Annotated in this window: 11 protein-coding genes; 10 read left to right on the plus strand and 1 reads right to left on the minus strand. The window is 40.7% G+C overall.

Translation table 11 applies throughout. The features are described from left to right. The first annotated feature begins 118 nt into the window (after positions 1-118). The 10 genes from glyQ to LC033_RS03300 all read left to right on the plus strand — a co-directional run bounded on the left by glyQ (position 119) and on the right by LC033_RS03300 (position 11255). Complete coding sequence (gene glyQ / locus LC033_RS03255) at positions 119-1006, plus strand: glycine--tRNA ligase subunit alpha (protein WP_226566833.1); 888 nt, start codon at positions 119-121, stop codon at positions 1004-1006. After that, positions 999-3044 carry a glycine--tRNA ligase subunit beta gene (gene glyS, locus LC033_RS03260; protein ID WP_226566834.1) on the plus strand — a complete coding sequence of 682 codons (2046 nt, stop codon included), beginning with the start codon at positions 999-1001 and terminating at the stop codon, positions 3042-3044. Before glyQ ends, glyS begins: the two co-directional genes overlap by 8 nt. Before the next feature lie 166 nt (positions 3045-3210). Next, positions 3211-3849: a transcriptional regulator CcpN gene (gene ccpN, locus LC033_RS03265; protein ID WP_024423017.1), complete on the plus strand. Its 639-nt coding sequence runs from the start codon at positions 3211-3213 to the stop codon at positions 3847-3849. Between the two features lie 25 nt (positions 3850-3874). Beyond that, complete coding sequence (locus LC033_RS03270) at positions 3875-4696, plus strand: pyruvate, water dikinase regulatory protein (protein ID WP_226566835.1); 822 nt, start codon at positions 3875-3877, stop codon at positions 4694-4696. A 260-nt stretch (positions 4697-4956) separates the two neighbouring features. After that, positions 4957-5457 carry a YaiI/YqxD family protein gene (locus LC033_RS03275; protein WP_226566836.1) on the plus strand — a complete coding sequence of 167 codons (501 nt, stop codon included), beginning with the start codon at positions 4957-4959 and terminating at the stop codon, positions 5455-5457. Between the two features lie 33 nt (positions 5458-5490). Next, on the plus strand, positions 5491-7320 hold the full coding sequence (gene dnaG / locus LC033_RS03280) for a DNA primase (protein ID WP_226566837.1): 1830 nt from the start codon (positions 5491-5493) through the stop codon (positions 7318-7320). Positions 7321-7522: 202 nt separating this feature from the next. Next, a complete protein-coding gene (gene rpoD, locus LC033_RS03285; protein ID WP_008342392.1) occupies positions 7523-8644 on the plus strand; it encodes an RNA polymerase sigma factor RpoD in 1122 nt (373 codons plus the stop codon). Positions 8645-8945: 301 nt separating this feature from the next. After that, positions 8946-9305 carry a cytochrome c550 gene (gene cccA / locus LC033_RS03290; RefSeq protein WP_226566838.1) on the plus strand — a complete coding sequence of 120 codons (360 nt, stop codon included), beginning with the start codon at positions 8946-8948 and terminating at the stop codon, positions 9303-9305. Positions 9306-9424: 119 nt separating this feature from the next. Continuing rightward, entirely contained in the window at positions 9425-10141 is a 717-nt protein-coding gene (locus tag LC033_RS03295; RefSeq protein ID WP_226566839.1) for a tRNA (adenine(22)-N(1))-methyltransferase, read from the plus strand. Further along, a complete protein-coding gene (locus LC033_RS03300; protein ID WP_226566840.1) occupies positions 10134-11255 on the plus strand; it encodes a Nif3-like dinuclear metal center hexameric protein in 1122 nt (373 codons plus the stop codon). The genes LC033_RS03295 and LC033_RS03300 overlap by 8 nt, the downstream gene beginning before the upstream one ends. A gap of 36 nt (positions 11256-11291) precedes the next feature. Here LC033_RS03300 and LC033_RS03305 read toward each other — a convergent pair whose 3' ends face one another. After that, entirely contained in the window at positions 11292-12236 is a 945-nt protein-coding gene (locus tag LC033_RS03305; RefSeq protein WP_226566841.1) for a 4-hydroxy-3-methylbut-2-enyl diphosphate reductase, read from the minus strand. Positions 12237-12393 lie beyond the last annotated feature (157 nt).

Consider the following 12393-nt stretch of genomic DNA (forward strand, 5'->3'; position numbering starts at 1 on the left):
CTATGTTTGCAAGGAGCCTTGCGAACATAGGGACGGGAGTTTTTGTGTTCTCTTGCGAGGTTCTAGTCCCCACCCGTCATACATAGCGGATGGTGTAGAAAAGATGGAGGTGCGATCATTGAATATTCAAGACATGATTTTGACGTTGCAAAAGCATTGGTCACATGAAGGCTGCGTATTAATGCAGGCGTATGACACAGAAAAAGGTGCTGGAACGATGAGTCCATACACGTTCCTGCGAAGCATCGGACCAGAGCCGTGGAAGGTAGCATATGTAGAGCCTTCAAGACGCCCTGCTGATGGTAGATATGGAGAAAACCCAAATAGATTGTATCAGCATCATCAATTTCAAGTGATCATTAAGCCATCACCTGACAATATTCAAGAGCTATATCTTGAGTCATTGAAGGCACTTGGCATTGACCCGTTAAAACATGATATTCGTTTTGTTGAAGACAACTGGGAAAATCCATCTCTTGGCTGTGCAGGGCTTGGTTGGGAAGTATGGCTTGATGGCATGGAAATTACGCAATTTACTTATTTCCAGCAAGTCGGCGGCTTAGAATGTAAGCCAGTTTCCGTTGAAATCACATACGGTATAGAACGTCTTGCTTCTTACATCCAGGACAAAGAAAATGTCTTTGACCTTGAATGGACAGACGGATTTACTGTAAGAGATTTATTCTTAATGGCTGAATATGAGCACTCTGTATATACATTTGAAACATCTAATACTGACATGCTGTTTGATTTGTTTACAACCTATGAGAAAGAAGCGCATAAGCAAATGGACAAAGGACTTGTTCACCCGGCATACGATTATGTGCTCAAATGCTCCCATACGTTCAACCTGCTAGATGCAAAGGGCGCTATTTCTGTCACTGAGCGAACGGGCTATATCGGAAGAGTACGTCAGTTAGCGAGAAAGGTAGCCAAAACGTATTACGAAGAACGAGAAAAACTTGGATTCCCTATGCTAAAAAAGGAGGCGGCTTCTCATGAATAAACAAGATGTATTACTGGAAATCGGCTTAGAAGAGATGCCGGCTCGTTTCATGGCAGAGAGCACAAAGCAGCTTGGTGAGAAAGTAAAAGCTTGGTTTGAAATGCAAAATATTTCATTCGAAGACGTTGCCTTATTCAACTCACCAAGACGTCTTGCCGTGCTAGTCAAAAGTGTCGCAGAAAAACAAGAAGACATCAAAGAAGAAGCAAGAGGTCCAGCTAAAAAGATTGCTCAAGACAATGAAGGCAATTGGACAATAGCGGCCGAAGGCTTTGCCCGAGGACAAGGTGCTTCAACAGATGATCTTTATTTCAAAGAGATCAAAGGTGTGGATTATGTCCATGTCCAAAAGTTTCAAGAAGGAAAGCAAGTGAAGGACCTTCTCCTAGCACTAGGTGATATTGCCGCCTCATTAAGCTTTCCAAAGAACATGAGATGGGGAAGTAAAGATTTACGCTATATCCGTCCGATTAAATGGATTGTTTGCTTATTTGGACATGAGATTGTTCCTGTTGAAATTGCAGGCGTGAAAAGCGGCCGTGAGACAAGAGGGCATCGTTTCCTAGGCATGACAGCTAGCATTGACTCACCTGGTTCTTATGAGCAAACATTACAAGACCAGTTTGTCATTGCTGATTCAGATAAGAGAAAACAATGGATTACTGAACAGCTAAATGCCCTTTCTTCAGAAAAAGGTTGGGTCATTCCAGTTGATTCTGAGCTTTTAGAAGAAGTCAATAATCTAGTTGAATACCCCACAGTGCTGTTTGGTTCCTTTGAAGAAGAGTTTCTTGCATTGCCAGAAGAAGTATTGGTCACGACGATGAAAGAGCATCAGCGCTATTTCCCGGTAAAAAATGAGCAAGGGGAAATATTGCCACACTTTATTACGGTGAGAAACGGAAACAGTGAGGCGCTAGAAAATGTCGCAAGAGGAAATGAAAAAGTTCTTCGTGCACGTTTATCAGATGCTGCATTCTTCTATAAAGAAGACAGTAAACTAGTCATTGAAGACAATATTAAAAAACTTGATAAAGTTGTATTCCATGAGAAGCTTGGAACGATTGGTGACAAGCTGAAGAGAGTCACAGACATTGCGACCCGCTTAGCAGCGCATGTCGGTGCAGATGACGAAACATCAAAACGTGTGGCAAGAGCAGCGAGCATTTCTAAGTTTGACCTTGTCACCCAAATGGTCTATGAATTCCCAGAATTACAGGGAATCATGGGTGAGAAATATGCAAAAGCCCTTGGTGAACATGAAGAAGTGGCAAAGAGCATAAATGAGCATTATATGCCGCGTTTTGCTGGTGACGAGGCGCCTTCTACTCTTATTGGAGCGATTGTAGCAGTAGCGGACAAACTAGATTCTATTTGTTCCTTCTTCTCAATTGATGTCATTCCAACGGGTTCTCAAGATCCTTATGGACTAAGAAGACAAGCAAGTGGTATTGTCCAAATTCTTCTCGACCGTCATTGGAATATTTCATTTAAAGAGCTTTTAGCGCTTGCTCAAGTAGAGACAGAACATGAAGCTGCTCTCATTGAATTTTTGACGCAACGTTTAAAATATGTCCTTCAAGCAGAGCATATCCGCCATGATGTTGTTGATGCAGTCCTTGATGTTGAAAATATTGAGCCTTATGCAGTCGTAAAAAAAACAGCTGTTCTTGAAGAGAGCGTGAAACAAGAAAGCTTCAAAGAAACAGCTGAGGCATTAGGCCGCGTCATTTCAATCAGTAAAAAAGGGGAAGATTTAGAAATTCAGCCTGCACTGTTTGAAAATGAACATGAGCAAACGCTATTTGAGGCGTATCAAAACGTAAAGAAAGCTGTAAAGGAACATGCGGCAGCAGGAAATTACAACTTAGCACTTGAGGCGTTAGATACGCTAAAAGCACCAATTGTTCATTATTTCGATCATACAATGGTTCATGCGGATGATGAAAAACTGAAGCAAAATCGTTTGGCGCAAATGGTCAAACTAGCAAAAGTTATTCAATCATTTGCAAATATGCACAATTTAAATGTAAAATAAATTCCTAAGAACGGTTGCCTTTTCCAAAGGGCAATCGTTTTTTACTCATTTAATTCATAGATTTTGAGTGGATTTTTGTTTCATTCGGACAAAGATGCGCTATAATATGATGAGTTATGAAAATGATATACATAAAGTAAAGGTTCGCTTTCTCTATTTAAAGGTGGTGAGTACAATCGAGTTAAATAAACGGCAAGAGCAGATTTTACAGATTGTCAAAGAGAATGGTCCGATTACTGGAGAGCATATCGCAGATCGGCTGAACTTAACAAGGGCTACCCTCAGACCGGATTTAGCCATTTTAACGATGTCTGGCTTTTTAGAAGCAAGACCAAGGGTCGGCTACTTTTTCACAGGTAAAACAGGCACGCAGCTTCTGGCAGATAAGCTGAAAAAACTTCAAGTGAAAGATTTCCAATCCATTCCTGTGGTGATACATGAGAATGTTTCAGTTTATGATGCGATTTGTACGATGTTTTTAGAGGATGTGGGCACATTATTCGTTGTGGACGATCACTCTATTTTAACAGGCGTGTTATCAAGAAAAGACCTTCTTCGAGCAAGTATTGGAAAACAGGAGCTTCCATCTATACCTGTCCATATTATTATGACAAGAATGCCGAACATCACCGTTTGCCGCAAGGAAGATTTTATTATGGATGTGGCCAAGCACTTGATTGAAAAGCAAATAGACGCACTTCCTGTCATAAAAGATACGGATAAAGGCTTTGAAGTTGTCGGTAGAATTACGAAAACAAACATGACGAAAATACTTGTTAGCTTATCGGAGAATGAAATTATCTAATTACAGAAGACTGCGAGGGGATGTTATGAGTAATCGCGTAATTTTTGTTGTATCAGATTCAGTAGGAGAAACGGCAGAGCTCGTGGTCAAAGCGGCACTTAGCCAATTTGATGGGGGCTCATCAGACCATTCAAATATTAGAAGAATCCCATATGTAGAGGATATCGGTACGATTAAAGAAGTCATTTCATTGGCGAAAGCAGATAACGGGATCGTCTGCTTTACTCTTGTTGTGCCAGAAATGCGCCAATTTTTAATAGAAGAGGCAGAAGCAAATGGAGTCGTTTACTATGACATTATCGGTCCACTCATTGATAAAATGGAGACCGCATATGGAAATGAAGCGAAACATGAGCCGGGGCGTGTACGTCAATTAGATGAAGACTATTTTAAAAAGGTAGAAGCCATTGAGTTCGCTGTGAAATATGATGATGGCAGAGACCCAAGAGGAATCCTAAAGGCTGATATTGTATTGATTGGTGTATCGCGCACGTCCAAGACACCCCTTTCTCAATATTTGGCGCATAAGCGGCTGAAGGTAGCGAACGTTCCGATTGTTCCTGAAGTAGATCCGCCAGAGGAGATATTTTCAGTTGACCCAATGAAATGCATTGGCCTGAAAATTAGTCCAGACAAACTAAATCACATTCGTAAAGAGCGTTTGAAATCTCTTGGTTTAAATGATCGAGCGATTTATGCAAACATCGAGCGGATTAAAGAGGAACTAGAGTATTTTGAAAAAGTGGTTGACCGAATTAACTGTCAAGTTGTCGATGTATCGAATAAAGCAGTTGAGGAAACGGCAAATGTCATTCATCAAATGCTGACCAAAAGAGGTTCCGAATAAACTCAGGATGCTCCTCCTGGGTTTTTCCTTTGGTGGGAAAGGGTAAACAAAAACAATGGCATGTTTGCTGTATTTGTATTATAATAAAAAATTGTGATAAAATCATTTATTTTAGGTTTAAGTTAAGTCAAGAACGAATAAACTAATATTGGCAGAAGTCAAGTGATTCTGAACATAACTTTTCGACAAAATGAGTTTTACTGTTGATTGCTTTATGGGGGAAAAGTATGGTCTTTTTGCTTCTCTAAAGCAGGAATAAGGTGGAGGGATGGAGAATTAGTCACCTGAATGAACGTAAAAAAGACAGGACGATTTATGTCGATGCAGATGCTTGTCCTGTAAAAGACGAAATCCTTTCTGTCGCATCTCAATTTCAAGTACCTGTGACTTTCATTGCTTCATATGAGCATTTTCAAACCAAAAGATCACCACTTGAAGATTGGCGGTTTGTTGATACACATAAGGAAGCAGCGGATTTAGTCATTGCTAACTCAGCTGTCGCACTCGATATTGTCGTCACCCAAGATATTGGTCTTGCCTCCTTACTGCTTCCAAGACATGTCATTGTTTTGTCTGAAAGAGGACGAATGTACACAAACGAAACAATTGATTTTCATTTGGAACGCAGGCATGTTTCCAGTAAACAACGTAGAAAAGGTGTATACGGAAAAGGTCCCAAAAAGCTTTTAGAAGAGGATAAAAAGCGATTTATTGCCCAACTGCAAAAAATCCTGTCGAATCATGAAGGATTTTCGAATTAAAAGGCGAATAATGTACGACGGAGTGTTATTAGGATGAGCAAACGTATACCAGATGAACTTTTGGAGCAGATCCAAAAAAACGCAGACATTGTCGAAGTGATTGGAGAATATGTACAGCTTAGAAAGCAAGGTCGGAATTACTTCGGTCTTTGTCCATTCCATGGTGAAAATACTCCTTCATTCTCTGTTTCAGCAGATAAGCAAATTTTCCATTGTTTTGGCTGTGGTGCTGGAGGTAATGTGTTTTCGTTCCTCAGACAAATGGAAGGCTACTCATTCATTGAAGCCGTTTCACATGTTGCTGATAAGTACCATATTGATTTGCCTGATCATGTAGCGAATGCTCAGATCAGTTCCTCTCAGCAAGAGGATACAGCAGATCATCAAATGATTGACGCCAATGAGCTTCTTAAGAAATTTTACCACCATTTGCTGGTAAATACAAAGGAAGGTCAAAACGCACTCGATTATTTACGGTCCAGGGGCTTTATTGATGAAACAATTGCCAAGTTTGAGATCGGGTATGCTCTTGACTCCTGGGATTTCATGACCAAGTTTTTAGAAAAACGAGGGTTTGATCCAGTGATGATGGAGAAGGCTGGTCTTTTGATTCAACGTGAAAACGGCACAGGCTTTTTTGACCGCTTTAGAGATCGTGTGATGTTTCCCATTCATGATCATCACGGAACGGTTGTCGCTTTTTCCGGAAGATCGCTTGGTGATCAGCAGCCTAAGTATATGAATAGTCCTGAAACGCCACTTTTTCATAAAAGTAAGTTGCTTTATCACTTTCATGATGCGCGTATGCATATTAGAAAGCGCGAGCGGGCTGTCCTTTTCGAAGGATTTGCTGACGTCATCTCGGCTGTCACATCTGGTGTTGGCGAAAGTGTTGCAACAATGGGTACGTCTTTAACAGAAGAGCACGTCAAACTTCTCAGGCGGAATGTAGAAGAGATCATCCTATGCTATGACTCTGACACGGCCGGGTATGAAGCGACTATGAAAGCGTCAGATTTGCTTGAAAAAAGAGGATGTAAAGTTCGCATTGCCATGGTGCCAGATGGACTCGATCCAGATGATTACATTCGTAAATATGGCGGCGAGAAATTTAGGAATGACATCATAGATGCAAGCGTGACATTAATGACATTTAAGATGAATTTTTTCCGTAGAGGGAAGAATTTATCAGATGAAGGAGACCGACTTGCTTATATGAAGCAAGTTCTCCGAGAAATCAGCCGGTTAAACGGCTCCTTGGAACAAGAGATTTACATGAAACAGCTTGCTGGAGAGTTCTCTATCTCACTTGACTCATTAAAGGAACAATTGGAGCTGTTTGAAAAAAAGCAGCGGCAAGAAACCAAAAGCTCGCAAGAAAAAAATGGGCTTGATAAGAGGCGTGCACATCTTTCAACACAGGTAAGAAGAAAGCGTCTAAGGCCGGCATATGAAAATGCAGAGCGAATGCTGCTTGCTCATATGTTAAAAAGCGATGACGTGATCAGTAAAGTACTTGACAGAGTCGGGATTGAATTTAATATAGATTCACACAGGGCGCTGGCAACGTACATTTATGCATTGCATGAAGAAGGTAAAGAACCGGCTCCGCAGCATCTGATGAATCGTTTTGAAGATGATTTCATGAATCAGCTTTTGACGGATATATTAATGATTCAAGTTGGAGACGAGCTAAGTGAAGCTGAATTAAGTGATTATGTAAAAAAAGTGTTGAATCATCGGAATTTGTCAATGATAAAGGAAAAAGAACTGGAACGTGCAGAGGCGGAGAGGCAAAAAGATTTCTTCAAAGCGGCAACACTTGCAAAAGAAATTATTCAATTGAACCGTTCGCTGAAGTAATACGTCAAATATTTATGACAAGACTTACGGCTGGCAATGAATCCTTTTGGGGAGGAGCAAAAGACCGCAAGCATCTTGCTTTCATCATTATTTATTTTATTCTTATTTGCTTATCCTGTTTGATAGAGAGAGAAAAGCAGAGCGGAAGCAAATCGCAAGTTACTTTAGAATTCGTTGCAAGCTTTGGAAGGAGGGATCCATAATGGCTGATAAACAAGCCCACGAAACCGAAACTGAATTAACCTTTGAACAGGTGAGGGATAAACTCACTGAAACCGGTAAAAAACGGGGCGTTTTAACATACGAAGAAATTGCAGAGCGTATGTCTAGCTTTGAAATTGAATCAGACCAAATGGATGAATACTATGAATACTTAGGTGAACAGGGTGTAGAGCTCATTAGTGAAAACGAAGAGACAGAAGACCCAAATGTTCAGCAGTTGGCTAAAGCAGAAGAGGAATTTGACCTGAATGATTTAAGCGTACCACCAGGTGTCAAAATTAATGATCCTGTTCGTATGTACTTAAAAGAAATCGGACGCGTCAATTTGTTATCTGCTAAAGAAGAAATTACGTATGCTCAAAAAATCGAAGAAGGCGATGAGGAATCAAAAAGAAGATTAGCGGAAGCGAACCTTCGTCTCGTTGTCAGCATTGCGAAACGCTACGTCGGTCGTGGTATGCTGTTCCTTGACTTGATTCAAGAAGGAAACATGGGTCTCATGAAGGCAGTTGAGAAGTTTGATTATCGAAAAGGATACAAATTCTCAACATATGCGACTTGGTGGATTAGACAGGCGATCACGCGAGCCATTGCCGATCAGGCGAGAACGATCCGGATTCCAGTGCATATGGTGGAAACAATTAATAAATTGATTCGTGTTCAAAGACAGCTTCTGCAAGATTTAGGCAGAGAACCAACGCCAGAAGAAATTGCTGAAGATATGGATTTAACACCAGAAAAGGTAAGAGAAATTCTTAAAATTGCACAAGAGCCTGTATCTTTAGAAACACCTATTGGTGAAGAAGATGACTCGCATCTTGGTGATTTTATTGAAGATCAAGAGGCGACATCTCCATCTGACCATGCTGCATATGAATTGTTAAAAGAGCAGCTTGAAGATGTATTAGACACGCTAACGGATCGTGAAGAAAATGTGCTGAGACTACGTTTCGGACTAGATGACGGAAGAACACGCACGTTAGAAGAGGTTGGAAAGGTGTTTGGCGTAACAAGAGAGCGTATCCGCCAAATTGAAGCGAAAGCTCTTCGGAAATTAAGACATCCTAGCAGAAGTAAACGTTTAAAAGACTTCTTAGAATAGAAACCGGACGGATCTTGAAAGAGATCCGTTCTTTCTTCATCAAAATGAAAACGCTTTTTTCAATCTGATTATATTTTACTGAATAACAAATGAATTTGCAACGTTCTTAGAGAAAATATGTAAAAAAAATACATCAAAATGTGCTGAAGGCTTCATTTCTCATCTTGATTCATTTTTGTCTAATCTGTGAACTTGACCAAAATTTTGTATCATAATTCGTTTACTTTCTGTAAAATTAAAGTAGAATTAGAATTGTTTGCATAGTCTCAAAGGGGTTTTCACAAAGGGGAGGATGAAAGAAATGAAACGGAATCCACTTATACCATTCTTATTGATTGCCATTTTAGGAATTGGACTCACTTTTTTCTTATCACTGAAGGGACTGAAAGATGAAGAGAAAATTGCCTCTGGGGGTGAAGAGCAAAAACAAGAAGAGACAGCAAATGCGACGCCGGAAGAATTGTATAAGCAGAACTGTCTGAGCTGTCATGGGGAAAACTATGAAGGTGGCGCAGGTCCTGCATTAAAAGGTGTTGGCGATAAGCTTGAAGTGGCAGACATCAAGAAGAAAATCCAAGAAGGTGGAAACGGGATGCCAGGCGGGTTGATTCCGAATGAAAAGTTAGATGAAATGGCGGAATGGGTATCCAACATTAAATAATGTTACGCAAAAAGCTCTTTTTTAAGGAAGAGCTTTTTTCATTTGAAAACGGCTTTTAAAAAGTCCATAATTTATATAAGATAGACAAGTATAAACATTAAAGAAAAGTAGTGATACATATGAATGAAATGAATTTATCAAAGCGATTGAAAAGAGTTGCAGACTTTTTACCAAAGGAGGCTGTCTTTGCTGATATTGGCTCAGATCATGCCTATTTGCCATGCTATGCGATTTTATATCAAAAAGCAGTGAAAGCCATTGCTGGTGAAGTTACTGATGGACCGCTTCAATCTGCCAAGCAGCAAGTACATAGACTTGAATTAGATGCACAGATCTCGGTGAGAAAAGGAAATGGCCTTGAAGTCATTGAACAAGGTGAGGTGAGTGCTGTAACGATTGCAGGTATGGGTGGTGCACTCATCGCAAGCATTCTAAACGAAGGCAAGCATAAGCTTGCAGGCCATGAACGGCTCATTCTTCAGCCGAATATCCATGCTTACCATATTCGTTTATGGCTGTATCAAGAAGGGTATGAACTGATGGATGAAGTCATTTTAGAAGAGGATGGAAAAATATACGAAATCATCATTGCGGAAAAAGGCGATCAAGATAAACCCTATGAAGGCATGTCAGTTGAAGCAGGAATGCTCGTTGGTCCGTTTCTTGCCAAGGAGCAAAATCACGTTTTCCTGCGCAAGTGGATGCAAGAGCTTCAGCATATGGAGAATATAAAAGGTCAAATACAAAAGGCAGCTCCGACAGAAGAGAACAAAGAACGCCTGAAAGAGCTAAATGCGAAAATAAACATTCTAAAGGAGGTTTTGACTGTTGGCTAAAACAGTAAATGGGCAGGAAATCATCCAATTGTTTGAACAATTTTCACCAAAGGCATATGCCATGGAAGGTGATAAAATCGGGCTCCAGATTGGTACATTAAATAAACGTGTCACCAATGTCATGATCACCTTGGATGTGTTAGAGAATGTGGTAGATGAAGCCATTGAGAGGAATGTCGACCTTATCATCGCCCACCATCCGCCGATTTTCCGTCCATTAAAGCATGTAGCGACAGATCAACCGGCTGGACGTATCATTGAGAAATGCATCAAACATGATATTGCGGTATATGTGGCACATACAAATTTAGACGTAGCTGATGGAGGAGTCAATGACTTGCTTGCTGAAGATTTAGAGCTCAAAAAAACAAGTGTGTTAGTTCCGACATATGAAGAACAGATAAAGCAGCTTGTCCTGTATGTTCCAGAGGAATTTGAAGAGGCCATCAGAACGGCTTTAGGAAATGCGGGAGCTGGACATATTGGTAACTACAGTCATTGTGCTTTTTCAAGTGAAGGGACAGGCAGCTTTCTGCCATCAGATGATGCAACACCATTTATTGGTGAAACGGGTAAGCTAGAATTTGTGAAAGAAATGCGAATCGAAACCATTTTTCCAGCAAGTATTGAAAAACTAGTGATTGATGAAATGATCAAAGCACATCCTTATGAAGAAGTTGCCTACAGTGTACATACGACGGATCTTCCTCCTATTCAAAAAGGTCTCGGCCGTATTGGAGAGTTAAGAGAGCCAATGACACTTGGAGACTTTACGCAATTTGTGAAAACAAAGCTAGGTGTGAATGGTGCTCGTTTTGTAGGAGATAAGGAAGCGGTTGTGAAAAAAGTAGCTGTGCTTGGTGGAGACGGAAATAAATACATCCATCAAGCGAAAAGAATGGGTGCTGATGTGTATGTGACAGGAGATCTCTATTTCCATGTCGCTCACGATGCGATGATGCTCGGACTGAATGTAGTGGACCCAGGTCATTATGCTGAAAAGATCATGAAAGATGGCGTGAAATCGAAGCTTGAGTCGCTATGTACAGATAAAAAATATGATGTACAGCTCTTTGTTTCAGAATCAAATACAAACCCATTTCAATTTTTGTAAACAAAAACGTCAGAGCACAGTAGCTCTGACGTTTTCTTATTTCTTCGTTTTCACGCGAGGTAGAATTTTCGAAAGAGGAACAGCATGTTCAACCTTCCAAGTCGTTTCATCGTCCGGTTCATAATTTTCTAAGAAGTGAATGACCTCTTTTGTAATAGGTGTTGGTGTGGAAGCACCAGCGGTGACGGCAACGGTTTTTACGCCTTGCAGCCATCCTAGATTAAGCTCACTGAGGTCACCAATACGATAAGCCTGCGTTCCTGCAATCTCCATTGACACTTGTGCAAGACGGTTGGAGTTATTACTTTTCGGGTCGCCTACAACAATGGTTAGGTCGGCTTGGCAAGCTTGCTGTGAAACAGCTTCCTGACGCACCTGTGTTGCAAGACAAATTTCTTGATGGTACTCGACGTGAGGATATTTCTCCTTAATGAGCTCCATCAAGTCATGGACATCCCACTGAGACATTGTCGTCTGATTGGTGATGAGCAGTTTATCTGACGCTAAATCGAGCGCTTCAATGTCGGCTTCTGTCTCAACAAGATGCACTTTGTCAGGTGCAACTCCGACAGCTCCTTCTGGCTCAGGGTGACCCTTTTTCCCGATATAAATAATATCATAACCATCCGCTGTTTTTTCTGAAATGAGTTCATGTGTTTTCGTCACATCTGGACAGGTGGCATCAATAGCTACTAGCCCTTTTTCTTTTGCGATTTGGCGAACCTCAGGAGAAACTCCGTGAGCGGTGAAAATCACCGTTCCGCTTTTAACCTGTTTTAAAATGTCCAAGCGGTTTGGTCCATCTAGTGTGTAGATCCCATCTTCTTCAAAGGCATCTGTCACATGTTTGTTGTGCACAATCATACCTAATATATAAATTGGGCGTGGCAAGTTTTTATCAAGTGCGGCATTTTTAGCAATGACCATAGCATCCACAACGCCATAGCAATAGCCACGCGGTGATATTTTAATCACATTCATTTATTCGTCCTCCTGTAGGGAAGTGCTGCAAAAGAGAAAAACAATATAAAAAGCCGTAGGAAACGGCTTTTTATCATTCTCTTCCTTCCATTATAGCCAAAGTAAGCGCATATATCAAAGATTGTTATACGCGGTGAACACTTTGCCCTTCAAAGAT

This window comes from Bacillus stratosphericus (genome assembly GCF_020524495.1).
In the GTDB taxonomy this organism is placed as follows: domain Bacteria; phylum Bacillota; class Bacilli; order Bacillales; family Bacillaceae; genus Bacillus; species Bacillus stratosphericus_B.